The organism is Pseudomonas putida NBRC 14164 (assembly GCF_000412675.1).
Taxonomy (GTDB): Bacteria; Pseudomonadota; Gammaproteobacteria; order Pseudomonadales; family Pseudomonadaceae; genus Aquipseudomonas; species Aquipseudomonas putida.
The window spans coordinates 5,854,332-5,879,289 of the sequence record NC_021505.1; the positions used below are offsets into that span (position 1 = coordinate 5,854,332).

Annotated in this window: 27 protein-coding genes; 15 read left to right on the top strand and 12 right to left on the bottom strand. The window is 64.2% G+C overall.

What is annotated here, in order from left to right; translation table 11 throughout:
* Positions 1 to 15: 15 nt before the first annotated feature.
* Genes PP4_RS26025 through PP4_RS26040 form a run of 4 tightly spaced genes read left to right on the top strand, consistent with a single transcriptional unit; the run spans position 16 to position 2,551 of the window.
* Positions 16 to 450, top strand: a complete 435-nt coding sequence (locus PP4_RS26025) for a DUF4426 domain-containing protein (protein ID WP_016502061.1) — start codon at positions 16 to 18, stop codon at positions 448 to 450.
* Positions 447 to 1,043 carry an RdgB/HAM1 family non-canonical purine NTP pyrophosphatase gene (gene rdgB / locus PP4_RS26030; protein ID WP_016502062.1) on the top strand — a complete coding sequence of 199 codons (597 nt, stop codon included), beginning with the start codon at positions 447 to 449 and terminating at the stop codon, positions 1,041 to 1,043. Before PP4_RS26025 ends, rdgB begins: the two co-directional genes overlap by 4 nt.
* Entirely contained in the window at positions 1,040 to 2,215 is a 1,176-nt protein-coding gene (gene hemW, locus PP4_RS26035) for a radical SAM family heme chaperone HemW (protein ID WP_016502063.1), read from the top strand. Before rdgB ends, hemW begins: the two co-directional genes overlap by 4 nt.
* Positions 2,216 to 2,224: 9 nt before the next feature.
* Positions 2,225 to 2,551, top strand: a complete 327-nt coding sequence (locus PP4_RS26040; RefSeq protein WP_016502064.1) for a DUF3392 domain-containing protein — start codon at positions 2,225 to 2,227, stop codon at positions 2,549 to 2,551.
* A gap of 361 nt (positions 2,552 to 2,912) precedes the next feature.
* Here the strand turns inward: PP4_RS26040 and trmB are convergent, their stop codons facing one another.
* The 4 genes from trmB to PP4_RS26060 form a co-directional block, all read right to left on the bottom strand.
* Positions 2,913 to 3,635, bottom strand: coding sequence for a tRNA (guanosine(46)-N7)-methyltransferase TrmB (trmB, locus tag PP4_RS26045; protein ID WP_016502065.1), 723 nt, complete (start codon positions 3,633 to 3,635; stop codon positions 2,913 to 2,915).
* Positions 3,636 to 3,644: 9 nt separating this feature from the next.
* The gene (locus PP4_RS26050) at positions 3,645 to 4,457 is read right to left on the bottom strand and encodes a thiazole synthase (RefSeq protein ID WP_016502066.1); all 813 of its coding nucleotides are present in this window, start codon (positions 4,455 to 4,457) and stop codon (positions 3,645 to 3,647) included.
* Between the two features lie 54 nt (positions 4,458 to 4,511).
* Positions 4,512 to 4,712, bottom strand: coding sequence for a sulfur carrier protein ThiS (thiS, locus tag PP4_RS26055; protein WP_033692437.1), 201 nt, complete (start codon positions 4,710 to 4,712; stop codon positions 4,512 to 4,514).
* Positions 4,713 to 4,814: 102 nt separating this feature from the next.
* Positions 4,815 to 5,186, bottom strand: a complete 372-nt coding sequence (locus PP4_RS26060; protein WP_016502068.1) for a DUF423 domain-containing protein — start codon at positions 5,184 to 5,186, stop codon at positions 4,815 to 4,817.
* Positions 5,187 to 5,250: 64 nt separating this feature from the next.
* On the opposite strand from PP4_RS26060, the gene mtgA reads away from it, so the two are divergent.
* Positions 5,251 to 5,964 carry a monofunctional biosynthetic peptidoglycan transglycosylase gene (gene mtgA / locus PP4_RS26065; RefSeq protein ID WP_041168150.1) on the top strand — a complete coding sequence of 238 codons (714 nt, stop codon included), beginning with the start codon at positions 5,251 to 5,253 and terminating at the stop codon, positions 5,962 to 5,964.
* Between the two features lie 134 nt (positions 5,965 to 6,098).
* On the opposite strand, the gene rpoH is transcribed toward mtgA, so the two are convergent.
* From rpoH to ftsY, 4 genes are all read right to left on the bottom strand, one after another.
* Positions 6,099 to 6,953, bottom strand: coding sequence for an RNA polymerase sigma factor RpoH (gene rpoH, locus PP4_RS26070; RefSeq protein WP_016502070.1), 855 nt, complete (start codon positions 6,951 to 6,953; stop codon positions 6,099 to 6,101).
* A gap of 111 nt (positions 6,954 to 7,064) precedes the next feature.
* The gene (gene ftsX / locus PP4_RS26075) at positions 7,065 to 8,090 is read right to left on the bottom strand and encodes a permease-like cell division protein FtsX (protein ID WP_016502071.1); all 1,026 of its coding nucleotides are present in this window, start codon (positions 8,088 to 8,090) and stop codon (positions 7,065 to 7,067) included.
* On the bottom strand, positions 8,087 to 8,758 hold the full coding sequence (ftsE, locus tag PP4_RS26080) for a cell division ATP-binding protein FtsE (RefSeq protein WP_012274659.1): 672 nt from the start codon (positions 8,756 to 8,758) through the stop codon (positions 8,087 to 8,089). Before ftsE ends, ftsX begins: the two co-directional genes overlap by 4 nt.
* Before the next feature lie 2 nt (positions 8,759 to 8,760).
* Entirely contained in the window at positions 8,761 to 10,338 is a 1,578-nt protein-coding gene (gene ftsY / locus PP4_RS26085) for a signal recognition particle-docking protein FtsY (protein ID WP_041167933.1), read from the bottom strand.
* A 231-nt stretch (positions 10,339 to 10,569) separates the two neighbouring features.
* Here ftsY and PP4_RS26090 point away from each other — a divergent pair, with 231 nt between their 5' ends.
* The 4 genes from PP4_RS26090 (at position 10,570) to PP4_RS26105 (ending at position 15,191) form a co-directional block, all read left to right on the top strand.
* Positions 10,570 to 11,925, top strand: coding sequence for a M16 family metallopeptidase (locus PP4_RS26090; RefSeq protein WP_016502074.1), 1,356 nt, complete (start codon positions 10,570 to 10,572; stop codon positions 11,923 to 11,925).
* A complete protein-coding gene (locus PP4_RS26095; RefSeq protein ID WP_016502075.1) occupies positions 11,918 to 13,408 on the top strand; it encodes a M16 family metallopeptidase in 1,491 nt (496 codons plus the stop codon). The genes PP4_RS26090 and PP4_RS26095 overlap by 8 nt, the downstream gene beginning before the upstream one ends.
* Entirely contained in the window at positions 13,408 to 14,025 is a 618-nt protein-coding gene (rsmD, locus tag PP4_RS26100) for a 16S rRNA (guanine(966)-N(2))-methyltransferase RsmD (RefSeq protein WP_016502076.1), read from the top strand. The genes PP4_RS26095 and rsmD overlap by 1 nt, the downstream gene beginning before the upstream one ends.
* A 173-nt stretch (positions 14,026 to 14,198) precedes the next feature.
* Positions 14,199 to 15,191, top strand: coding sequence for a hydrolase (locus tag PP4_RS26105; RefSeq protein WP_016502077.1), 993 nt, complete (start codon positions 14,199 to 14,201; stop codon positions 15,189 to 15,191).
* Between the two features lie 156 nt (positions 15,192 to 15,347).
* On the opposite strand, the gene PP4_RS26110 is transcribed toward PP4_RS26105, so the two are convergent.
* Together PP4_RS26110 and PP4_RS26115 are read right to left on the bottom strand one after the other, a co-directional pair.
* Positions 15,348 to 16,202 (bottom strand): sulfurtransferase, encoded by an 855-nt coding sequence (locus PP4_RS26110; RefSeq protein WP_016502078.1) that lies wholly within the window; start codon positions 16,200 to 16,202, stop codon positions 15,348 to 15,350.
* A 35-nt stretch (positions 16,203 to 16,237) separates the two neighbouring features.
* Positions 16,238 to 16,903: a TetR/AcrR family transcriptional regulator gene (locus PP4_RS26115; protein ID WP_016502079.1), complete on the bottom strand. Its 666-nt coding sequence runs from the start codon at positions 16,901 to 16,903 to the stop codon at positions 16,238 to 16,240.
* 151 nt (positions 16,904 to 17,054) lie between these two features.
* Between PP4_RS26115 and PP4_RS26120 the strand changes: the two genes are divergently transcribed.
* From PP4_RS26120 to PP4_RS26140, 5 genes are all read left to right on the top strand, one after another.
* Positions 17,055 to 18,485 (top strand): coniferyl aldehyde dehydrogenase, encoded by a 1,431-nt coding sequence (locus PP4_RS26120; RefSeq protein WP_016502080.1) that lies wholly within the window; start codon positions 17,055 to 17,057, stop codon positions 18,483 to 18,485.
* 10 nt (positions 18,486 to 18,495) lie between these two features.
* A complete protein-coding gene (locus PP4_RS26125; protein ID WP_016502081.1) occupies positions 18,496 to 18,981 on the top strand; it encodes a hypothetical protein in 486 nt (161 codons plus the stop codon).
* A gap of 20 nt (positions 18,982 to 19,001) precedes the next feature.
* The gene (locus PP4_RS26130; RefSeq protein ID WP_016502082.1) at positions 19,002 to 20,600 is read left to right on the top strand and encodes a GMC family oxidoreductase; all 1,599 of its coding nucleotides are present in this window, start codon (positions 19,002 to 19,004) and stop codon (positions 20,598 to 20,600) included.
* A 111-nt stretch (positions 20,601 to 20,711) separates the two neighbouring features.
* The gene (coaD, locus tag PP4_RS26135) at positions 20,712 to 21,191 is read left to right on the top strand and encodes a pantetheine-phosphate adenylyltransferase (RefSeq protein ID WP_016502083.1); all 480 of its coding nucleotides are present in this window, start codon (positions 20,712 to 20,714) and stop codon (positions 21,189 to 21,191) included.
* 108 nt (positions 21,192 to 21,299) lie between these two features.
* Complete coding sequence (locus PP4_RS26140) at positions 21,300 to 21,551, top strand: YfhL family 4Fe-4S dicluster ferredoxin (protein ID WP_016502084.1); 252 nt, start codon at positions 21,300 to 21,302, stop codon at positions 21,549 to 21,551.
* 116 nt (positions 21,552 to 21,667) lie between these two features.
* On the opposite strand, the gene mutM is transcribed toward PP4_RS26140, so the two are convergent.
* Both mutM and PP4_RS26150 read right to left on the bottom strand, forming a co-directional pair.
* Complete coding sequence (gene mutM / locus PP4_RS26145; RefSeq protein WP_016502085.1) at positions 21,668 to 22,480, bottom strand: bifunctional DNA-formamidopyrimidine glycosylase/DNA-(apurinic or apyrimidinic site) lyase; 813 nt, start codon at positions 22,478 to 22,480, stop codon at positions 21,668 to 21,670.
* Between the two features lie 3 nt (positions 22,481 to 22,483).
* A complete protein-coding gene (locus PP4_RS26150; RefSeq protein ID WP_169725196.1) occupies positions 22,484 to 23,302 on the bottom strand; it encodes an HDOD domain-containing protein in 819 nt (272 codons plus the stop codon).
* A 232-nt stretch (positions 23,303 to 23,534) separates the two neighbouring features.
* On the opposite strand from PP4_RS26150, the gene PP4_RS26155 reads away from it, so the two are divergent.
* Positions 23,535 to 24,731 (top strand): class I SAM-dependent rRNA methyltransferase, encoded by a 1,197-nt coding sequence (locus PP4_RS26155; RefSeq protein WP_016502087.1) that lies wholly within the window; start codon positions 23,535 to 23,537, stop codon positions 24,729 to 24,731.
* Positions 24,732 to 24,958 lie beyond the last annotated feature (227 nt).

Sequence of the window (24,958 nt, forward strand, 5' to 3'; positions counted from 1 at the left end):
CGGAGGAATTGCCCCATGCGTCGCCTAGCCCTGTTCCTGATCAGCCTGTGCCTGGCATTGCCAGTACTGGCTGCCGATGCCGCCCGGCCCGAGCGCAAGGAAGTGTTTGGCGACGTGACGGTGCATTACAGCGCATTCACTTCGAGCATGCTCACACCCGAGGTGGCTGCAGCCACCGGGCTTGTGCGCAGCAAGAACCAGGGCGTGCTCAACATTGCCGTGCTCAAGGCCGGCAAGCCCACCCCAGCACTGGTCAGCGGCAAGGTCAAAGACCTGACCGGGCGCATCAGCCCGCTGTCGTTCAAGCAGGTTACCGAACCGGGCGCGGTTTACTACATCGCCCAGTTCAAGATCGAACAAGCAGAAACCGTCACCTTCGACCTGACCATCGAAACCGGCGGCATCAGCAACTCCCTCAGCTTCAACCAGGAAGTGTTCCCAGGCGAATGATGAATTTCCAGCAACTCGTATTGGCCAGCCATAACGCCGGCAAACTCAAGGAACTCCAGGCCATGCTCGGCCAGTCCGTGCAGCTGCGCTCGATTGGCGAGTTCAGCCAGGTCGAGCCGGAAGAAACCGGCCTGTCGTTCGTCGAGAACGCCATCCTCAAGGCACGCAACGCCGCGCGTATTTCCGGCCTGCCGGCCCTGGCCGACGATTCTGGCCTGGCCGTGGACTTCCTCGGTGGTGCGCCGGGTATCTACTCGGCACGCTATGCCGACGGCAAGGGTGATGCAGCGAACAACGCCAAGCTGCTCGAAGCCCTGAAAGACGTGCCCGAAGCGGAGCGCGGCGCGCAGTTCGTCTGCGTCCTGGCGCTGGTGCGCCATGCCGACGACCCGTTGCCGATCCTGTGCGAAGGCCTGTGGCACGGCAGCATCCTGTTCGAGGCCAGCGGCGAGCACGGTTTCGGCTACGACCCGCTGTTCTGGGTACCGGAGCGCAACTGCTCCAGCGCCGACCTGGCCCCGGCAGATAAAAACCAGCTCAGCCACCGCGCCCGTGCCATGGCCCTGCTGCGCCAACGTCTGGGCCTGGCATGATCGAAATGCTGTCCTCTCCCGGCGCGGCGGCCTTTACCAGCCTGCCGCCGCTGGCGCTGTACATCCACATCCCGTGGTGCGTACGCAAATGCCCTTACTGCGACTTCAACTCCCACGCTGCCGGGCCTGAACTGCCGGAAGACGCCTACGTCTCGGCCCTGCTGGACGACCTTGACCAGGAGCTGGCTGCCGTACAGGGCCGCCCGATCAGCTCGATCTTCTTTGGTGGCGGTACACCCAGCCTGTTCAGTGCCAACGCCCTGGGGCGGCTGCTGCGCGGCGTGGAACAACGCATCCCGTTCGCGCCAGACATCGAAATCACCCTGGAGGCCAACCCGGGTACCTTCGAGCAGGACAAGTTCAAGGCCTACCGGCAAACCGGCATCAACCGCCTGTCCATCGGCGTACAGAGCTTCCAGCCAGCCAAGCTGGAGGCGCTGGGACGCATCCACAATGGCGACGAAGCGGTCCGTGCTGCCGGTATGGCGCGTGCTGCCGGCTTCGACAACTTCAACATGGACCTGATGCACGGCCTGCCCGACCAGTCGCTGGATGACGCGCTGGGTGACTTGCGCCAGGCCATCGACCTGGGGCCGACGCACCTGTCGTGGTACCAGCTGACCGTGGAACCGAACACGGTGTTCTGGAACCAGCCGCCAGAGCTGCCCGAGGACGACATCCTCTGGGACATCCAGGAGGCGGGCCAGGCATTGATGGCCGAGCACGGGTTCCGCCAGTACGAGGTTTCGGCCTATGCCCAGGCGGACCGCGCGGCGCGGCACAACCTCAACTACTGGCGCTTTGGCGACTTCATCGGCATTGGTGCCGGTGCACACGGCAAGCTGACCTTCGCCGACGGCCGCATCCTGCGCACCTGGAAAACCCGCCTGCCCAAGGACTACCTGAACCTGGCCAAGCCGTTCAAGGCCGGCGAAAAGCTGCTGCCGGTCGACGAACTGCCGTTCGAGTTCCTGATGAACGCCCTGCGCCTGACCGATGGCGTGGAAGCCGAACTGTTCACTCAGCGTACTGGTTTGCCGCTTGCACAACTGCGCGAGGCACGCCGCGCCGCCGAACAAAAAGGCCTTTTACAGGTCGAACCGGATCGACTGGTAGCCACGCCAAGGGGCCAGTTGTTCCTCAACGACCTGCTGCAGTATTTCTTGACCTAAGGATGACCCATGGATCTGGTACTTGATCTACTCGCGACGGTTTCCCGCTGGAGCCGCGGCAACCTGTCGGAGATTTCCCTGGCCTTGGTAGGCTGCCTGCTGGTGCTGTTCGGCAGCGATGTGAAAGCCTGGGCCGAACAACGCCTCGGTGGCCTGGCGGGTGCACTGCGGGTGCCGTTCATGGCGCTGATGGTGATGGTGGGCAGCGGTGCGGCGCTGATCTATGCCACGCCGTGGGTGGTGAAGGGGCTGGGCCAGTTCAACAACTACGCGCTCGCGCCGGTGTTGCTGGTGGTGCTGGTGTTGATTGGTGTGGTGGCTGATCGCAGGGGTTGATTCCACCTACAAAGGCCCTTGCAAGAGCAACTGCCTTACTCACAATCTCAAAGGTTGCGTAATTTCTGTGGGAGCGGGCATGCCCGCGAACACCGGCAAAGCCGGTGCCATCTACCGCGTCGCCTGCTTCGCGGGCATGCCCGCTCCCACAGATATGCCTTGGCCTCCGTGTTGGCGGGCCAATCTTCCAGCATCTAACCGGCACTTCGATGCCTTCGAAAACTGTGGGGACGTTTTCGGTGAAGTCCCAGAGCGAAGGATACTCAGTCCTGTCGCTCACAAAAAAACCGCCTTTCTCAAGGCGGTTTTTTTCGCCCGCATTTCTGCAAGCACCAGCACATCGAAAGGCCAGATCAGCCGATCAATCCGCCTTCTCGAACTTCAAGTCCCATACCCCATGCCCCAGCCGCTCGCCGCGGCGTTCGAACTTGGTGATCGGGCGCTCTTCCGGGCGTGGCACGTAGGTGCCGTCGGCTGCACGGTTGCGATAGCCTGGGGCGGCGCTCATCACTTCCAGCATGTACTCGGCATACGGCTCCCAGTCGGTGGCCATGTGGAACACGCCACCGGGCTTGAGCTTGCGACGTACCAGCTCGGCAAACTCCAGCTGGACGATGCGGCGCTTGTGGTGGCGCGCCTTGTGCCAAGGGTCTGGGAAGAACAGCATCAGGCGGTCGAGGCTGTTGTCCGCCACACAGCGGTTCAGCACTTCGATGGCATCGCAGTCGTACACCCGCAGGTTCTTCAGGCCCTGAGTCAGTACGCCGTTGAGCAGCGCGCCGACACCCGGGCGGTGCACTTCCACACCGATGAAGTCCTGGTCAGGCGCGGCAGCCGCCATTTCCAGCAGGGAATGGCCCATGCCGAAGCCGATCTCCAGAGTGCGCGGCGCCGAACGGCCGAACACCTGGTCGTAGTCCACCGGGCTGTCGGCCAGCGGCAGGATGTACAGCGGGCCGCCCTGGTCAAGGCCGCGTTGCTGGCCTTCGGTCATGCGCCCGGCGCGCATCACGAAGCTCTTGATGCGGCGGTGTGGGCGGGCTTCGCCGTCGGGGGTGATCGGCGTATCGTGCGATTCAGTCATCAGGAGCTCTTACTTGATCAGACCATCCAGCGGCGAAGAGGCGCTGGCATAGAGTTTCTTCGGCATACGCCCGGCCAGGTAGGCCATGCGACCGGCGACAATAGCGTGCTTCATGGCTTCGGCCATCAGCACCGGCTGCTGGGCGTGGGCGATGGCCGAGTTCATCAGCACTGCCTCGCAGCCCATTTCCATGGCGATGGTGGCGTCGGAAGCGGTACCCACACCGGCATCGACCAGCACCGGCACCTTGGATTCTTCCAGGATGATCTGCAGGTTGTAGGGGTTGCAGATGCCCAGGCCGGTGCCAATCAGGCCAGCCAGCGGCATGACCGCGATGCAGCCGACTTCGGCCAGCTGACGGGCGATGATCGGGTCGTCGCTGGTGTAGACCATCACGTCGAAACCTTCCTTGACCAGCACTTCGGCGGCCTTGAGGGTTTCGATCACGTTGGGGAACAGGGTTTTCTGGTCGGCCAGCACTTCCAGTTTCACCAGCGTGCGGGATTCGTGCGACTTGCGCCCGTCCAGCAGTTCACGAGCCAGACGGCAGGTGCGCACCGCTTCCACCGCGTCAAAGCAGCCTGCGGTGTTCGGCAGAATGGTGTACTTGTCGGGCGACAGTACGTCGAGCAGGTTCGGCTCGCCCGCATTCTGGCCAAGGTTGGTGCGGCGTACGGCGACGGTGACGATTTCGGCACCCGAGGCCTCGGTGGCCAGGCGGGTTTCTTCCATGTCACGGTACTTGCCGGTGCCGACCAGCAGGCGCGACTGGAAAGTACGCCCGCCCAGGGTGAAGGGCTTGTCGCTACGAACGTTGCTCATCGTTGTTCCTCGGGAATAGGTTGCTGGGCTTGCTTGTAAACCGCCGGGCTGCTGTCAGCCACCACCGATGGCGTGGACCACTTCGACCTGGTCGCCGTCGTTCAGCAGCGTGCTGTCGTGCTGGCTACGCGGCACGATATCCAGGTTCAGCTCTACTGCCACACGGCGCCCGGTCAGTTCCAGGCGCGTCAGCAGGGCTGCAACGCTTTCGCCAGCAGGCAGTTCGTAAGGTTCACCGTTCAGTTGAATGCGCATGCGCACGGCCACCATTGTTCTTTGGGGCCCGCATTCTAGCGCCGAACTCACCTGCAACCCAAGGCCGGTGCACGCCATTAGTCGCGATTGTGGACCACTCGGTCAGCCCAGCCGCCAGGCTGCCAGGCCCAGGCACAGCCAGCCGGCCAGGAAGCACAGGCCGCCGATCGGCGTGATGATGCCCAGCTTGCCGAGGCCGCTGAGGGTCAGCAGGTACAGGCTGCCGGAGAACAGCACGATGCCTAAGGCAAACAGGCCGCCAGCCCAGCCGACCAGGCGCCCGGGCAGGTGCACCGAGAGCACGGCGACTCCGAAGATCGCCAAGGCATGCACCAGCTGGTAGGTCACGCCCGTGTGGAAGATCGCCAGGTAGTCTGCCGTCAGCCGGCTTTTCAGGCCGTGGGCAGCGAAGGCACCCAGGGCGACCCCGGTAAAGCCGAAAAAGGCGGCAAGCATCAGGAAGCTGCGAAGCATGGGACGACTCCTTGTATCGGGTCTGTATAATGGCCCCTTCCACCCGTACGGCCAAGCCATCGCCATGCTGCCAACCCTTCTCCGCCGCCTTTCCCGTGCCCTGCTATGGTTCGCTGCCGGCAGCATTGTGCTGGTATTGGTGTTCCGCTGGGTGCCACCGCCCGGCACGGCCCTGATGGTCGAGCGCAAGGTGCAGTCTTGGGTGAATGGAGAATCCATCGACCTGCAGCGCGACTGGGAGCCGTGGGAGAACATCTCCGATGAGCTGAAGGTTGCCGTCATCGCCGGCGAGGACCAGAAGTTCGCCAGCCACTGGGGGTTCGACATCCCGGCTATCCAGGCGGCCCTGGCCTACAACGAGCGCGGCGGCAATGTTCGCGGTGCCAGCACCCTGACCCAACAAGTGGCCAAGAACCTGTTCCTGTGGTCCGGGCGCAGCTGGTTCCGTAAAGGGCTTGAGGCCTGGTTCACGGCCCTGATCGAGCTGTTCTGGTCCAAGGAGCGGATTCTTGAGGTTTACCTGAACAGTGCCGAATGGGGCAAAGGCGTATTTGGCGCCCAGGCAGCGGCGCGTTATCACTTTGGTGTCGATGCCAGTCGTCTTAGTCGCCAGCAGGCGGCGCAGCTGGCGGCGGTGCTGCCTAGTCCGATCAAGTGGAGTGCCAGCCGGCCGAGCGCCTATGTGGCCAGCCGGGCGGGGTGGATTCGCCGGCAGATGAGCCAGTTGGGCGGGCCCAGCTACCTGATGCAGCTCGATACTTCGCGCAACAAGCTTTGAGTTTTGCGGTGATGCGCAAATTGAGCGCCGCGCGGGCGGCGCTCAATCTCACGGGCATCACAACATTCACGCCGAGCACAAAAAAGCCGCTCGCCCCATCGGGGCCAGCGGCTCTATCTACAACCAAGGCCCGATCAGATCGCGATCAGTGCCTTGACCTTGTTCATCGCATTTTTCTCCAGCTGGCGAATCCGCTCAGCCGATACGCTGTACTTGTCTGCCAGCTCATGCAGCGTGGCCTTCTCTTCCGCCAACCAGCGCTGATAGAGAATATCGCGGCTACGCTCGTCCAGCCCTTGCAGCGCTTCGTGCAGGTTGCTGGTGGAGTTATCGCTCCAGTCGGCATCCTCCAACTGCACCGCCGGGTCGTAACGGTGGTCTTCCAGGTAATGCGCAGGCGACTGGAAGGCGCTGTCGTCGTCAGCTTCCGCTGCCGGGTCGAAGGCCATGTCCTGGCCACTCAGGCGGCTTTCCATCTCACGCACTTCACGCGGTTCGACGCCAAGGCTTTCTGCCACGCGGTGCACTTCGTCGTTGTTCAGCCACGCCAAGCGCTTCTTCTGGCTACGCAGGTTGAAGAACAGCTTGCGCTGGGCCTTGGTGGTGGCCACCTTGACGATGCGCCAGTTGCGCAGGATGAACTCGTGGATCTCTGCCTTGATCCAGTGCACGGCGAACGACACCAGGCGCACGCCCATTTCAGGGTTGAAGCGCTTGACGGCCTTCATCAGGCCGACGTTGCCTTCCTGGATCAGGTCAGCCTGTGCCAGACCGTAGCCTGCATAGCTACGGGCGATGTGTACGACGAAACGCAGGTGGGCCATCACCATTTGACGAGCGGCCTCGACATCCTGCTCATAATAGAGACGCTCGCCCAGATCACGCTCCTGCTCGACCGTCAGCAGCGGGATGCTGTTGACCGTGTGCACATAGGCTTCCAGGTTTGCACCGGGTACCAGGGCATAGGCAGGTTGCAACGATGTGGTCATTCAAGAACCTCCGACTTACAAAACTCGCGCCTTGTGGGCGCTGCCAACATAGACCTGGAACGACGGTACAAGTTCCGTAGTGAACAAAATGTCAATGCTGGCACGTAAAAACTATCGCGGCGCCAGCTCGTTCAGATGACGAGCGACGGCAATCCATGCACCGATATACCCCAACAGCACCGCTCCGATCAAGAGCGACAGACCATCGGACGCCGGCACCCCGCCCAGGGCGAAGTCACTGCCGTACAGTCCGGAAAGCCCTACAACCGCGTCGTTGAGCCAATTCAGGCCAAACGCCAGGATACCCCACGCCAGCAGCCCCGCACCCAGGCCATACAAGGCGCCCATGTACAGGAAAGGCCGGCGCACGTAGGCGTCAGTGCCGCCTACCAGCTTGATCACTTCGATCTCGACACGGCGGTTTTCAATGTGTAGACGAATTGTGTTACCGATTACTAACAGCAGGGCAGAAATCAGCATCACGGCCAGGCCGAAGACGAAGCGGTCACCGAGTTTGAGGATGGCCGCCAGGCGCTCGACCCACACCAGGTCAAGTTGCGCCACTTCCACCCGCGGCAGCTCCGACAGGCGTTGACGCAAGGCATCCAGGGCGGGCTTGTCGACCTCGGTCGGGGTTACCACCACCACGCCAGGCAGCGGGTTGTCGGGCAGTTCGCGCAAGGCCTCGCCCAAGCCGGACTGCTGCTGGAATTCTTCCAGCGCCTGCTCGCGGCTGACAAATTGCGCGTCCGCCACCCCGGGCATGCCCTTGATCTCGTCGCGCAGGGCCTCACCATCGCGGCTGCCGGCATCGAGCTTGAGGTACAGGGAAATCTGCGCAGCACGCTGCCATGAGCCGCCAAGCTGCTCGATGTTCTTCAGCAGCAACGACAGGCCCATGGGCATGCTCAGCGCCACCGCCATTACCAGGCAGGTGAAAAAGCTGCCGATCGGCTGCTTGCCCAAACGACGCAGGCTGTCGGCCATGCTGGCACGGTGGCTTTCCAGCCAGGCATTCAGCAGTGTGCGGAAATCCGGGCCGTCATCGTCCTCGCCGCGTTTTTTCTTCTCCGGTTGCGGGTCGGCCGGCTTTGGCGCAACCCGCTCGGAAACCTTCGGCGTACGTATAGTGCTCATTGCCCGGCCTCCCCATCGCCGATCAAGCGGCCGCGCTGCAAGGTCAGCATGCGGTGGCGCATGCGCGCAATCAGTGCCAGGTCATGGCTGGCGATCAATACCGTGGTGCCCAGGCGGTTGATGTCCTCGAACACGCCCATGATCTCTGCTGCCAGGCGCGGGTCGAGGTTACCGGTGGGTTCGTCGGCCAGCAGCAGGGCCGGCTGGTGCACGATGGCGCGGGCGATACCCACCCGCTGCTGCTGCCCGGTGGACAGGTCGGCCGGGAACAGTTCGCCCTTGTCGGACAGCGACACACGCTCCAGCGCCGAATCCACGCGCTTGGCGATCTCGGCCTTGGACAAGCCGAGAATCTGCAGTGGCAAGGCGATGTTGTTGAACACCGTGCGGTCGAACAACAGCTGGTGGTTCTGGAACACCACGCCGATCTGCCGACGCAGGAACGGGATCTGCGCGTTGCTGATCTGGCCCAGGTCCTGACCGGCCAGCATGAGCTTGCCGCTGGTCGGGCGTTCCATGGCCAGCAACAAGCGCAGCAAGGTGCTCTTGCCGGCGCCCGAATGGCCGGTGACGAACAGGAATTCGCCCCGGCGCGCCCGGAAACTCAGCTCATGCAAACCCACATGACCATTGGGATAGCGCTTGGCAACCTGTTCGAATCGGATCATGGTCAGTCTCGCTCGGCGAACAGAGCCTTGACGAACGGCTCGGCTTCGAAGGTACGCAGGTCGTCGATGCCTTCACCAACACCGATGAAGCGGATCGGGATGTTGAACTGCTTGGCCAAGGCGAAGATCACCCCGCCTTTTGCGGTGCCGTCCAGCTTGGTCAGGGCCAGGCCGGTCAGTTCGACGCTCTGGTTGAAGTACTTGGCCTGGCTGATGGCGTTCTGGCCGGTGCCGGCGTCGAGTACCAGCAGCACCTCGTGTGGCGCATCGGCGTCGAGCTTGCCGATCACCCGACGGACCTTCTTCAGCTCTTCCATCAAGTTGTCTTTGGTGTGCAGGCGGCCGGCAGTGTCGGCGATCAGCACGTCGGCGCCACGGGCCTTGGCGGCCTGCACGGCGTCGAAGATCACCGACGCGGAGTCGGCGCCGGTGTGCTGGGCGATCACCGGAATCTGGTTACGCTCACCCCACACCTGCAGCTGCTCGACCGCGGCGGCACGGAAGGTGTCACCGGCAGCCAGCATGACTTTCTTGCCTTCCAGCTGCAGCTTTTTCGCCAGCTTGCCGATAGTGGTGGTCTTGCCGGCGCCGTTCACGCCAACCACCAGGATCACATAGGGTTTGTTCTGCGCCTGCACTTTCAGCGGTTGCTCGACCGGGCGCAACAGCGCGGCCAGCTCTTCCTGCAGCGACTTGTAAAGCGCGTCGGCGTCGGCCAGCTGCTTGCGGGCAACCTTTTGGGTCAGGTTCTGGACGATGGCCGAGGTGGCTTCCACACCGACGTCGGCGGTCAGCAGGCGCGTCTCGATTTCGTCGAGCAGGTCGTCGTCGATGACCTTCTTGCCGAGGAACAGGCTGGCCATGCCCTCGCCGATGCTGGCGCTGGTCTTCGAGAGGCCCTGCTTGAGGCGAGCGAAGAAGCCGGGTTTGGCTTGTTCGGTAACGGTTGCGACGGCTGCGGGAGCTGGCTCGGGCTCTGGTGCGACGGGCTCTGCCACCTGACGCTCGGGAATCGCTGGTGGGGCCTTTGGCTCCAGGTCTGGGACGAGAGCGACAGGTTCCTCGGCAACGGGCAGGACCAGGTTGCTGACAGGGCGTTCAACGGCTTGAGCAGCTACCGGCGCAGGGGTTTCGACCTGCGGAGCCGCAGGCTGCGCATTCGCGGGCACGCCCGCTCCCACAGGGGCCGGGGCAGGCTGAAGGGTCGGGACAACCTCTAGAGCCGGGGCAGGCTCGGGGGCCGGGGCAGGGACTGGGGCGGGTGCAGGCTCGAAGACCGGGGCGGCCACTGGGGTGGGCGCGGGCTCAAGGACCGGGGTAACCACTGGGGCAGTTGCCGGCTCGGCGGCCCGAGGCGCCTCGGTTGCAGGGGCGGGGGTTTCTGCAACCACCGGCTCGACCGGAGCAGCTTCAGGGCGCTCGACGGCGGGCTGCGGCGCTACAGGCTCTGCAGCCTGGGGCTCGGGGGCTTGTGGCTGTTCGGCGACAGGTTGCTGCGGCTTCTTGCGAAACCAGCTGAACAGGCCTTTCTTCTCGCCAGCCTCGGCCGGCGCTTTCTTGTCGTCGTTGGAACCAAACATGGAGGACGGCTATCTCAGGGTAGCGATGAGCCAGCAATGGCCCATCGGGAATTCTCTCTACGCAGAACAGACTATCTTGAAGCCTGCTGGTTCATGCGCAACGTTTTGTCTTAGTGTCCTGCGGGCCAGAACGGCGTCAGGCATGGTCGCCAGGCAACCGGATCAGTATCCTAGCACCTCCTGGCCCGCCGACGCTAAACCCAGCGGGCCGCCGAACAGGTTAAACACCTTATGAATGCTCTAGCCCGCCGCGCCGCTGGCCTGTTGCTCGGCACGCTCTGCCTGCCGCTCGCGGCCTTCGCCGCCGATGTGCAACCCACCCACGAATTCATCCTCGACAATGGCCTGAAGGTGGTCGTGCGCGAAGACCATCGCGCCCCGGTGGTGGTCTCGCAGATCTGGTACAAGGTCGGCTCCAGCTATGAAACCCCAGGCCAGACCGGTTTGTCCCATGCGCTGGAACACATGATGTTCAAGGGCAGCGCCAAGGTCGGCCCCGGCGAAGCTTCGCGCATCCTGCGTGACCTGGGCGCCGAAGAAAACGCCTTCACCAGCGACGACTACACCGCCTATTACCAGGTACTGGCCCGCGACCGCCTGCCGGTCGCCCTGGAGCTGGAGGCCGACCGCCTGGCCAGCCTGCGCCTGCCGGCCGACGAATTCAGCCGCGAAATCGAGGTAATCAAGGAAGAACGCCGCCTGCGCACCGACGATCAGCCCAACTCCAAGGCGTTCGAGCTGTTCCGCGCCATGGCCTACCCGGCCAGCGGCTACCACACGCCGACCATCGGATGGATGGCGGACCTGGAGCGCATGAAGGTCGAAGAACTGCGCCACTGGTACGAGTCTTGGTACGCCCCCAACAATGCCACCCTGGTGGTGGTCGGCGATGTCACCGCCGACGAGGTCAAGGGCCTGGCGCAGAAGTACTTCGGCAGCATTCCAACGCGCGCCGTACCGCCGGCCAAACTGCCACTGGAGCTGGCCGAGCCTGGCCAGCGCCAGCTGACCCTGCACGTACGCACCCAGCTGCCCAGCCTGATCTATGGCTTCAACGTGCCCGGCCTGCCCACCGCCAAGGACCCGCGCACCGTGCATGCCCTGCGCCTGATCTCGGCACTGCTCGACGGCGGCTACAGCGCCCGTATGCCGGCACGCCTGGAGCGTGGCCAGGAGTTGGTGGCTGGCGCCTCGTCCAGCTACAACGCCTTCACCCGCGGCGACAGCCTGTTCCTGATCTCGGCCACGCCGAACGTGCAAAAGCAGAAAACCCTCGACGATGTGGAGAAAGGCATCTGGCAGTTGCTTGAAGAACTCAAGACCACCCCGCCCAGCGCCGAAGAGCTCGAACGCGTACGCGCCCAGGTCATTGCCGGCCTGGTCTACGACCGCGACTCCATCAGCAGCCAGGCCACCACCATCGGCCAGCTGGAAACCGTCGGCCTGTCCTGGAAACTGATCGACAGCGAGCTGGACGAGCTCAAGCGCGTCACCCCGCAGGACATCCAGGACGCCGCGCGCACCTACTTCACCCGCGAACGCCTGAGCGTTGCCCATGTACTGCCCGAGGAGTCCGCTCATGAGTGATCATCGCGCACCGCGCCCAACCCTGCTGGCCACGGGCATCCGCGCCCTGGCGCTGGCGGCAGTGCTGGCCGCCCCGGCCATGGCCGACAACGCCGCCAAGGCGGACACCAGCGCCGCCCGCCCGGCCAACACCTTGCAGTCGCTGGCCGAGCTGGATGGCAAGGCACCCAGCCGGCGCCAGCTGAACATCCAGCACTGGAACACCGCTGAGGGCGCCCGTGTGCTGTTCGTGGAAGCCCGCGAACTGCCGATGTTCGACCTGCGCGTCACCTTTGCCGCCGGCAGCAGCCAGGACGCCGGAACCCCCGGCGTAGCGGCGCTGACCAACGCCATGCTCAACGAGGGTGTGGCCGGCAAGGACGTCACCGCCATCGCCGAAGGTTTCGAAGGCCTGGGCGCAGACTTTGGCAATGGCTCCTACCGTGACATGGCCGTGGCATCGCTGCGCAGCCTCAGCATCAAGGACAAGCGCGAACCTGCGCTCAAGCTGTTCACCGAAGTGGCCGGCAAGCCGACCTTCCCCGAGGACGCCCTCAAGCGCATCAAGAACCAGATGCTGGCCGGCTTCGAGTACGAGAAGCAGAACCCCGGCAAGATCGCTGGCAAGGCGCTGTTCGGCAACCTCTATGGCGACCACCCCTACGCCCACCCAAGCGATGGCACCGCAGAAACCATCAACGGCATTACCCTGGCACAACTGCGCGCCTTCCACGCCAAGGCCTATACCGGCGGCAACGCAGTAATCGCCCTGGTCGGCGACCTCAGCCGTGCCGAAGCCGAAGCCATTGCCGCCCAGGTTTCGGCGGGCCTGCCCAAGGGCCCGGCGCTTGCCGCGCCAGCCCAGCCCAGCGAAGCCAAGGCCGGCCTGACCCACATCGACTTCCCGTCCAAACAGACTCACCTCATGCTGGCTGAGCTTGGTATCGACCGCCAGGATCCGGATTGGCCAGCCTTGTCGCTGGGTAACCAGATCCTCGGTGGTGGCGCCTTCGGTACCCGGCTGATGAGCGAAGTGCGTGAAAAGCGTGGCCTGACCTACGGCGTGTACTCGGTGTTCAGCCCCATGCAGGTGCGCGGCCCGTTCATGATCAACCTGCAGACCCGTGCCGAGCTCAGTGAAGGCACGCTCAAGCTGGTACAGGATATTCTTTCCGACTACCTCAAGACAGGCCCCACCCAGCAAGAGCTGGACGATGCCAAGCGCGAACTGGCCGGCAGCTTCCCGCTGTCCAATGCCAGCAACGCCAGCATCGTCGGCCAGTTGGGCGCAATCGGCTTCTACAATCTGCCGCTGACCTGGCTGGAGGACTTCATGCAGCAGTCCCAGGCCCTCACCGTCGAGCAGGTCAAGGCGGCCATGAACAAACACCTGTCAGCCGATAAACTGGTGATCGTCACCGTAGGCCCGAAAGTGCCACAAAAACCACTTCCAGCCCCCACTGACAAGCCCTCCGAGCAAGCGCTCGGGGTACCGGAGCACTAATGCCAAGATCCACCCCTCCCGCCCGCCCGCAATCGGGCCAAAGCAAGGGCCAGGGCCACCTGCGCATCATCGCCGGCGAGTGGCGTAGCCGCCGCCTGGCGGTACCGGAAGGCGAAGGCCTGCGGCCAACGCCTGACCGCGTGCGCGAAACCCTGTTCAACTGGCTGGCGCCGCACATCGAGGGTGCCCGCGTTCTGGATGCCTTCACCGGCAGCGGTGCCCTGGTGCTCGAAGCCCTGTCTCGCGGCGCCAAGGATGCCGTGGCACTGGACAGCAACCCGGCGGCGATCGGCAACCTGAAGAACAACCTCGAGATCCTGCGTTGCCCCCGCGGGCAAATCCTGCAAACTGATGCCCTGCGCTACTTGCAAGGCCCGGCCAAGCAACAGTTCGACGTGGTGTTCCTCGACCCGCCGTTCCACCAGGACCTGCTGGCCAACACCTGCAACCTGCTGGAGCAGAACCAGTGGCTAGGCGAACAGGCGCTGATCTACACCGAAAGCGAAGCGGCGCCCTCAACACTGCCGATGCCCGGCAACTGGCGGCTGCACCGCGAGAAGAAAACCGGCCAGGTGCATTACGCGCTCTGGCAGCGAGGATGCGCGTCGCCAGGCTGACACTGGCAGATGTCGGCGCCGTCCTGCAGCGTCAGCTCGATTTGAGCCAGGCGGTACGCGTCAGTGTCGGCCCACCTACCGCGCAACAACCACTGCCGGCCACCGACCAATAGCGCAGGTACTGTGGCGCTTTTTCATGGCAATCTAGGCAAGCACATCATGAGTTGCCCAGCATGCCCAGCCCAAGCGCCACCTTCCGTCCGGCCATCGGCCTGTCCAATCCCCACCTGCAGACGCTGTGGGGCCCCTTGTGGCGCAAGCTGCCTGAGCTGCAGCGCAACCGCGAGCGCCTGTGGCTGGCCGACGGCGATTTCATCGATCTCGACTGGCATGGCCCACATCAGGCACAGGCGCCACTGGTGCTCGTGCTACATGGGCTGACGGGCTCGTCCCATTCACCCTACGTCAAAGGCTTGCAGCAAGCGCTGCAAAACCGCGGCTGGGCCAGCGTGGCGGTGAACTGGCGTGGTTGCTCAGGCGAACCCAACCTGCTGCCGCGCAGCTACCATTCCGGCGCCAGCGAAGACCTGGCCGAAATTGTCAGCCACCTGCGTGCCCAGCGCCCGTTGGCGCCGCTGTATGCGGTGGGTTACTCACTGGGTGGCAATGTGCTGTTGAAATACCTGGGCGAGAGCGGCGTTGCCAGCCAGCTGGAGGCGGCAGTTGCCGTGTCGGTGCCCTTTCGCCTGGACCACTGTGCCGACCGTATCGGCCAGGGCTTTTCCAAGGTGTACCAGGCGCATTTCATGCGCGAGATGCTGGCGTATGTTCAGCTCAAGCAGCGGCACTTCCACGAGCAGGGCGAGCATGAACGGCTGGCGGCGCTGGAGCGCCTGGGGCAGCTGAGCAACCTGCGCACGTTCTGGGAATTTGACGGCAAAGTCACGGCACCCCTCAATGGCTTTCGCGATGTGCACGACTACTATCGCCGCTCATCGAGCCACTTCTTCCTTGGCCAGAACCGCACGCCGACGCTGATCATCCATTCCAGCGATGACCCGTTCGTGGCCGGCCAGAGCCTGCCTACGGCCCGTGAACTGGCACCCCAGACCCGCTTCGAACTGCACCGCCGCGGTGGCCATGTGGGGTTTGTCGATGGCAGCCTGCGCAACCCGGGGTACTACCTGGAGCGGCGGATTCCGCAGTGGCTGGTCGAAGGCCAGTAAGAGCCGCAGTTTTCATCGCCGGCAAGCCAGCTCCCACAGGGATCGCGCAAGCTTTGGAATGTGAGCAAGGCAATAGCTCCCACAGGTAGGGCACAGCCCTGATGGGCAGTGATGTACCTGTGGGAGCTGGCTTGCCGGCGATGAGGCCGGACCTGCTTACTCGCCGGTAGCTACCGCATGCTGCGGGTTGTTGATCCACTCGCTCCACGACCCGGCGTACAGCTTGCCCAGCGGGTACCCCGCCAGTGCCATCGCAAACAGGTTATGGCAAGCCGTCACCCCAGACCCGCAGTAAGACACCAACTGCTCCGGTGCCCGCCCGGCCAGCTTTTCGGCAAAGCGCTGCTTGAGTTGATCCACAGGCAAGAAGCGCCCATCAGCCCCCAGGTTGTCGTTAAACGCCGCGCACTGGGCCCCGGGAATATGCCCCGCCACCGGGTCGATCGGCTCTACTTCACCGCGAAAACGCGGCAAGGCACGCGCATCGATCAAGGTCAGGTCAGTGCTGCCCAGGCGCTTGCCCAGGTGCTCGGCATCGATCAGCAACTTGGCATCGGGCTCACCACTGAAGGTGCCTTCGCGTTTGGACGGTGAGTCCAGGCTCAACGGCAGGTGTGCCGCATGCCAAGCCTTCAGGCCACCATCGAGGATCGCCACGCCGTTGCGCTTGCCAAGCCAGGCCAGCAGCCACCAGGCCCGGGCGGCAAAGGCGCCAGGGCCGTCGTCGTACAGCACCACCTCGCTGTCGTTGTCCAGGCCCCACTCGCGCAGGCGCTCCACCAGCCGGTGCGCATCGGGCAGTGGATGGCGCCCGGTGCGCCCCTTGCTCACCGGCCCGCTGAGGTCGCGGTCCAGGTCGGCAAAATGCGCCCCGGCAATATGCCCCTGGGCATAGCTGCGTTGGCCATAGTCCACATCCTCGAGGGCAAAGCGACAGTCGAGGATCACCAACTTGGGCGAGCCCAGACGCTCGGCCAACTGCTGCGGGGTGATCAATTGCGCAAGGGGCATGACAATCTCCTGATCGATGGCACTAGGGCCCTGGGTCAATGTTCCAGAGCCTGGTTGAACGGTACATGGAATTCCTGGCACAGGGCGTCCACAGCACTGCGCGCACGGTCGGTGACGTAGCCGAGTTCCAGCACCAGTACCTGGTAGACGCCCCGCTTGAAGGCTTCTTCACCCAAGTGCGCGGAATGTTCACGCGTAGTGCTGAGGAAACGGACCCAGGACGTCAGCACGATCCAGGCATTGATGGTCAGCGATTCGATCTGCGCCGGCGCCATGGTCAGGATGCCCGCCTCGACAAAGCCGCGGTAGATCGCCTGGCCTTGGCGCAGGCAGCGCTCGGAAAAACGCCGGTAACGGGCGGCCAGCTCCGCGTCGCTGTCCAGCAGGTGCTCCAGGTCACGGTGCAGGAAGCGGTAGTTCCACATCGCTGCCAGCAAGGCCTTGAGGTAGAAGCGCTTGTCCTCCACGGTTGCCTGGCGGCCTTGCGGCGGGCGCAGGAAGCTGTCTACCAGTTCTTCATACTGGCTGAACAACAGGGCAATGATCGCCTGCTTGTTGGGGAAGTGGTAATACAGGTTGCCGGGCGAGATTTCCATGTGCGCGGCAATGTGGTTGGTACTGACGCTGCGTTCGCCCTGCTGGTTGAACAGCTCCAGGCTGTTCTGCACGATGCGCTCTCGGGTCTTCATGCGCGGGGCCATGCTCAGCTCCCAGTCTGCGGGCTTTCATCAAAGGGTCATCTTACGGCGTATTACAGGTGGAATGCACCGTTCGGCGGCGCGGAAAAATTCGCACCATCGTCCCGATTAGAGTATAGGCTCTAGACATTTCCTGCCCGGATCAAACGCCGCCATGAACGCGCCCAGTGCCTTGACCCCTGTGCAATCCGACCTCGACCTTGCTGCGATGTTCGCTGCCCAGCGCCAGGCCTTCGCCGGTAACCCCCTGCCGCCCGCGGCCCAGCGACTGCAATGGCTGAGAACCCTGCGCGAAGCCTTGCTGGCCAACCAGGCTGGGCTGATCGAGGCCATCAGCGAGGATTTTTCCGGGCGCAGCGCCGACGAGACCCTGCTGGCCGAGCTGCTGCCCTCGGTACAGGGCCTGCGCCACGCCGAAAGGCACCTGCATCGCTGGATGCGCGCCAGCCGGCGACGGGTCGGTCTGGCCTTCCAGCCGGCCAGCGCGCAGGTGCGTTATCAGCCGCTGGGGGTGGTGGGCATCATCGTGCCGTGGAACTACCCGCTGTTTCTCGCCATCGGCCCGCTGACCTGCGCCCTGGCCGCCGGCAACCGGGTCATGCTCAAGCTCAGCGAAGCCACGCCCGCCAGCGCCCAGGCCTTGAAACAACTCTTGGAGCAGGTGTTTCCCTCCGATCTGGTCAGCGTGGTGCTGGGTGAGGTAGCGGTGGGCCAGGCCTTCGCCCGCTTGCCCTTCGACCACCTGCTGTTCACCGGTGCCACCAGCGTGGGCCGACAGGTCATGCTGGCGGCGGCGCAGAACCTGACCCCGGTTACCCTGGAGCTGGGCGGCAAGTCACCGGCCATCGTGTCGGCCGACGTGCCACTGGACAGCGCTGCCGAGCGCATCGCCTTCGGCAAGACCCTCAACGCCGGGCAAACCTGCGTCGCCCCCGACTATGTGCTGGTGCCGCGCGAACGGCTGGCGGCCTTCAGCGACGCCTACCAGCGCGCCGTGCGCCGCCTGTACCCGCGCATTGCCGACAACCCCGACTACACCGCCATCATTAATCCCCGCCAGCTGCAGCGCTTGCAGCACCTGCTGGACGATGCCCACAGCAAAGGTGCGCAGGTGCTTGACCTGTACCCAGGCGAAACCCGCCAGGGCCGGCGCCTGCCACCGCACCTGCTGCTGGACGTGAACGACAGCATGCAGGTGATGCAGGACGAAATCTTCGGCCCGCTGCTACCGCTGGTGCCCTACGACAGCCTCGACCAGGCGCTGGCCTACATCAACCAGCGCCCGCGCCCGCTGGCGCTGTACTACTTCGGTTATGACCGGGCCGGCCAGGAGCATGTGCTGCGCCACACCCACTCCGGCGGGGTATGCCTGAACGACACCCTGCTGCATGTGGCCCAGGACGACCTGCCCTTCGGCGGCATCGGCCCTTCGGGCATGGGCCACTACCATGGCCACGACGGTTTTCTGACCTTCAGCAAGGCCAAGGCCGTACTTGCCAAGCAACGTTTCAACGCCGCACGGCTGATCTACCCGCCTTATGGCAAAGCCTTGCAGCGCTTGGTCTACAAGCTGTTCATCCGCTGAGCGCCGGCCTGTGCACCGCCGCGACCTGCTGCGTTTCAGCCTTGGCGCCAGCGCCTTTCTGGCGGGCGCCAGCCTGGTTGGCTGCAGCGCACAAACAGCGGCGACGGGCTATCAGGTACTGCGCGACGACGACCTGCCGCTGCTGCGGGCGCTGATCCCGGTGGTACTCGCCGGTACGCAGGCCTCCGAGCACTTGGTGCTGCACAGCCTCGACCGCAAGCTGGCAGCGCTGTCGCCGGAAATGCTCAAGCTCACCCGGCAATTGTTCGACGTGCTCAGCCTGCCACTCACCCGCGGCCCCCTGACCGGTGTATGGGGCGCCTGGGCACAGGCCAGCCCTGCGCAAGTCACGGCCTTCCTGCAGCGTTGGCAGGACAGTTCGCTGAACCTGCTGCGCATGGGCCACGCCTCGTTGCTGCAGTTGCTGCAGATGGCCTGGTACGAACGCCCCGAGTCCTGGGCCGCCTGCGGCTACCCCGGGCCACCAACAATCTGAAAACAACAAGAGCATCGCCAATGCCTGTCCCCGACCCGTTTCGCCAAGGCCTCGAACGCGGCTGGATCACCCATGACGCTTCGCGTCTGGCGCAGGACCTTGCCCTGGAGGCCGACGTTGCCGTGATCGGCAGCGGCGCCGGCGGTGCCACCAGCGCGCAGATGCTCAGCGCCGCAGGCTTCAAGGTGCTGCTGATCGAAGAAGGCCCGCTCAAGACCAGCAACGATTTCCACCTGCTGGAGAGCGAAGCCTACGCCAGCCTGTATCAGGAAGGCTTGGGGCGCATGAGCAAGGATGGCGCCATCACCATCCTGCAGGGCCGCGCCGTGGGCGGCACTACGCTGGTGAACTGGACCTCGAGCTTTCGCACCCCTCCCCAGACCCTGGTCCACTGGGCTTCAGCCCACGGCGTGACTGGGCTGGGTGAAGATGAGCTGCGGCCCTGGTTCGAACGCATGGAGCAGGAACTGGGCATTACCCCCTGGGCCCTGCCGCCGAATGCCAACAACGACGTGCTACGCCGGGGCTGTGAGCAGCTGGGCTACCGCTGGGCGGTGATCCCGCGCAACGTGCGTGGCTGCTGGAACCTGGGCTACTGCGGCATGGGCTGCCCGGTGAATGCCAAACAATCGATGCTGGTGACGCGCATTCCCGCCACCCTCGAACAAGGCGGCGAACTGCTGTACCTGGCCCGGGCCGAGCGCTTCACGCACAACGGCGAGCGCATCCAGGGCCTGACCTGCCAGGCCCTGGATGCCCAAGGCGTACATCCCACCGGCAGGCAGGTCAGCGTACGCGCACGCCATTACCTCTTGGCTGGCGGCGGCATCAACAGCCCGGCCCTGCTGTTGCGCTCCGCCGCGCCCGACCCACATGGCCGCCTGGGCAAACGCACGTTCCTGCACTTGGTGAACTTCAGCGCAGCGCGTTTCACAGACCGTATCGACCCCTACTACGGCGCCCCGCAGTCCATCTACAGCGACCACTTCCAGTGGCAAGGCGGCACAGATGGCCCAGTCGGCTACAAACTGGAAGTGCCACCGCTGCACCCTGCGCTGGCCAGCACCCTGCTGGGTGGGCACGGCCACGAAAATGCACGGCGCATGGCCGAGCTGCCGCACACCCATGTGATGCTCGCGCTGCTGCGCGACGGTTTCCACCCCGAGAGCCAGGGTGGCGCCGTGGAGCTGCGTGGCGACGGTTCACCGGTGCTCGATTACACGGTCACCGACTACCTGCGCGACGGCTTGCGTCGCGCCTACCGCAGCATGGCGCAGATCCAGTTCGCGGCCGGGGCCATGCAGGTGACCCCCGTGCACAGCGACGCCAGCGCTGCTTCCAGCCTGGAACAGGCGCTGGGCATGATCGACGCCTTGCGCCTGGAGCCCTTCAGGGCGCGCCTGGGCAGCGCTCATGTGATGGGTGGCTGTGCGTTGGGCGAAGACCCGCGTCAGGCCGTGTGCGACAGCCTGGGCCGCCATCACCAGCTGGAAAACCTGTCGGTGCACGACGGCTCGCTGTTCCCCACCAGCATCGGCGCCAACCCGCAACTGTCGGTGTATGCCATCAGCGCCAAGCTCACCGAAGCCCTGATTGGCCGCCTGGCACACAGCGCATGACAACGAATACGGCGCCTGTCTATAGTGCCATCAGCTGGCCGCATGACTTGGCCGGGCGCAATCGCTGCGCTACCATCCGACTCCCCAACGCACTCCAGCCAGGATGACGCGATGAACCGAGTGTTGTACCCGGGTACTTTCGACCCCATTACCAAAGGCCATGGAGACCTGGTCGAGCGCGCCTCGCGCTTGTTCGACCACGTGATCATCGCGGTGGCGGCCAGCCCGAAGAAAAACCCCCTGTTCCCCCTGGAGCAGCGGGTGGCGCTAGCCCGTGAGGTCACCAAGCACCTGCCGAATGTCGAAGTCATCGGCTTCTCCTCCCTGTTGGCGCATTTCGCCAAGGAACAGGGCGCCAACGTCTTCCTGCGTGGCCTGCGTGCGGTGTCCGACTTCGAGTACGAGTTCCAGCTGGCGAACATGAACCGGCAACTGGCCCCCGATGTCGAGAGCCTGTTCCTGACGCCTTCGGAACGTTATTCGTTCATTTCCTCGACTTTGGTCCGGGAAATCGCCGCTCTGGGCGGTGATATCAGCAAATTCGTCCATCCGGTGGTGGCCGACGCGCTGACTGAACGCTTCAAGAAATAAGCCCGATCGCCTGATTATCGCGCCCGCGTGCACTGCGGGCGCGAATGCGGCACAATTGTGCCCACTGCGTTGAACATGCCCGGGCCATGAGCCCCGGCCGGAGTCCCCATGTCCCTGATCATCACCGACGATTGCATCAACTGCGACGTCTGCGAACCCGAGTGCCCGAACGAGGCCATCTCCCAAGGCGAAGAGATCTACGTGATCGACCCTAACCTGTGCACCCAGTGCGTGGGCCACTACGACGAGCCGCAGTGCCAACAGGTCTGCCCGGTCGACTGCATCCCGCTGGATGAGGCACACCCGGAGTCCGAAGAACAGCTGATGGCCAAGTACCGCCGCATTACCGGCAAGGACTGATCACTGGTCACTGTGGGAGCGGGCATGCCCGCGAACACCGGCGCAGCCGGTGCCATCCATTGCGTCGCCTGCTTCGCGGGCTTGCCCGCTCCCACAGTGATCGCGCCAGCTTCAGGTCAGCGCTGGCAGCGCGGGCAATACACGCTCGCCCTTTGCCCCAGCTTCACCTCGCGTAACTCCGTGCCACACGCCTTGCACGGCTGCCCGCCTCGCCCGTAGACGAACAATTCCTGCTGGAAGTACCCCGGCTGCCCATCGCCACCGATGAAGTCGCGCAGGGTGGTACCACCGCGCTCGATCGCCGCCGCCAGCACCCGCTTGATCTCGATTGCCAGCTTCAGGTAGCGCGCCCGTGAAATCCCGCCCGCCTCGCGCCGTGGGTCGATGCCTGCGGCAAACAGCGCTTCGGTGGCGTAGATGTTGCCCACCCCCACCACCACCGCGTTGTCCATGATGAACGGCTTGACCGCCATCGACCGCCCACGGGACAGCTGGAACAGCCGCTCACCGTCAAACAGGTCCGTCAGCGGCTCAGGCCCGAGGCGCAGCAGCAGCTCGTGGTTCAGCGGGTCCAGGCTCCACAACATGGCACCAAAGCGGCGCGGGTCGGTGTAGCGCAGCATCAGCCCCGACTCCAGCTCGATGTCGACATGTTCATGCCTGGCCGCAGGCAAACCCAGCTCGACCAGCCGCAAGTTGCCCGACATGCCCAGGTGGCTGATCAGCGTACCGACCTCGGCATTGATCAACAGGTACTTGGCGCGCCGCTCGACACTGACAATGCGCTGCCCCGACAGGCGCACATCCAGGTCCTCCGGGATCGGCCAGCGCAAGCGCCGGTCGCGCACCACCACGCGGCTGACGCGCTGGCCTTCGAGGTGGGGCGCAATACCGCGCCGGGTGGTTTCTACTTCTGGCAATTCCGGCATGTGTCAGTGCCCGCTCAGCTCGCGAATGTTCTGCTTGAGGTTTTCGAAATCGTATTCCGACAAGCCTATGTAATCGAGCACCAGCGGGCCGACCACGTTCCATTCGTGGTCCACCGCCTGGTTGCCCAGCACCCGGTAGGACGCGCAGATGTGCTCGGCCATCTTCAGCACCGCCAGCAGGTTTTTCAGCTGGCTCTGGGTATTGCGCGCGCTCTCGTCACGGAACACGGCCAGGGCGTTGTGGTGGTTGGCGATGGCTGCCGTGAGGTGCTCGGGCAGGCGCCAGGACTTGGCGGTGAAATAGCCGACCACCGAATGGTTGGTGTTGAACACGCGGTTTTCGGTGTCGACCACGCGCGTTTCTTCGTCGGCCTGGGCATAGGCCTGCACCAGCACATCCATGTAGTCCGGGAAGCGCTTGAGCATCAGCGGCACCCCACAGTCATGGAACAGGCCCAGGGTGTAAGCCTCGTCTGCGGCCTGGACACCGGTGCGTTTGGCCAGGGTCAGGCAGGTCATCGCCACATCCTGGGCGGTATCCCAGAAGCGGTTGAGGGTAACGATGGTCTCGTCGCTCATCTCGCCCTTGATCGACTGGGCGTTGATCAGGTTGATGATCGAACGGCTGCCCAGCAAATTTACTGCGCGCTGGATCGAGCCGATCTTGTTGGACAGGCCGAAGTGCGGGGAGTTGACCAGCTTGAGCAAGGCGCCCGAGAGGCCCGGGTCCTGGGAAATCAGCTTGGCGATGGTTTCCAGGTCCGGGTCAGGCATGTACTGCTCGAACTGCAGGTCGACCATGATCTGCGGTTGCGGCGGAATGGTGATGCCTTGCAAGGCTTGCTGGATCTGTTCGGCGCTGAGTTCTTGGGACATACGTGCACACTCGTTTAGGACCGGCGATTTTAACCCTCTCTGCGCTCGCCGTGACAGGTGCAGCGCCTGGGAAATCGAGCGCCGCCCACGCGGCGCTCGATCTCCCAGGCGCTGCACCTCTAAAGGCGAAAGCACCGCAGACACGTTATACTCCCGCTCTTTTTTCCGGAGCGACGTCATGTCCCTGCCCAGCCTTCGCCTCAAAGCCAATGCCGACCGCCGCCTGCGCGCCGGCCACCTGTGGGTCTACAGCAACGAAGTCGACGTCACCGCGACCCCGCTGCAAGGCTTCCAGGCCGGCCAGCAGGCCGTTCTCGAGGCAGCCAACGGCAAGCCGCTGGGCATCGTCGCACTCAGCCCGAACAACCTGATCTGCGCCCGCCTGCTGTCGCGCGACATCAAGCTGCCGCTGGACAAGTCGCTGCTGGTACACCGCCTGAACGTCGCCCTGTCGCTGCGCGAGCGCCTGTTCGACAAGCCGTGCTATCGCCTGGTCTACGGCGATTCCGACCTGCTGCCGGGCCTGGTGGTCGACCGCTTCTTCGACATCCTCGTGGTGCAGCTGGCCTCGGCCACCATGGAAGCGCACAAGGACGATGTGATCGCTGCCCTGGTGCAGGTGCTCAAGCCTGGCGGCATCCTGTTCAAGAACGACTCCGCCGCGCGTGACGCCGAAGGCCTGCAGCGCTATGTCGAGACCGTCTACGGCGAAGTGCCCGACTGGGTGGCGCTGGAAGAGAACGGCGTCAAGTTCGAAGCCCCGGTGCGTGAAGGCCAGAAGACCGGCTGGTTCTACGACCACCGCATGAACCGCGCGCGCCTGGCGCCGTACGTGAAAGGCAAGCGTGTACTCGACCTGTTCAGCTACATCGGTGGCTGGGGCGTGCAGGCCGGCGCGTTCGGCGCCAGCGAAGTATTCTGCGTCGATGCCTCGGGCTTTGCCCTGGATGGCGTGGAGCGTAACGCTGCCCTGAACGGCATCAGCGAGAAGCTGACCTGCATCGAAGGCGACGTGTTCGAAGCCCTGCGCGAGCTCAAGGCTGCAGAAGAACGCTTCGACGTGATCATTGCCGACCCACCCGCCTTCATCAAGCGCAAGAAAGACCTGAAAAACGGCGAAGCGGCCTACCGCCGCCTGAACGAACAGGCCATGCGCATGCTGAACAAGGATGGCATCCTGGTCAGCGCCTCGTGCTCGATGCACCTGCCCGAGGACGATCTGAACAACATCCTGCTGACCAGCGCCCGCCACCTGGACCGCAACATGCAGCTGCTCGAGCGCGGCGGCCAGGGCCCGGACCACCCGGTACACCCGGCCATCGCCGAGACCCGCTACATCAAGAGCATCACCTGCCGCTTGCTGCCAAACAGCTGAAATCTGCTGCAAAGGGCCGCCTGGCGGCCCTTTCCTGCTGCAATCTCCCCGCCAACCATCCACATCTGCATTCCCTCACCGCGCCAGCGGTGTAGAATCGGCCTATTCATCGCCAGTCATCCCCAGGCGGGTTTATGAGCTCTGGCCAAGCACGCGGCGATCCCGTGGTGTCTTCGGCCCCATCCGTGCCAGTGGCAACAGGCCTGCGGCACAAAGGACAAGAGAAG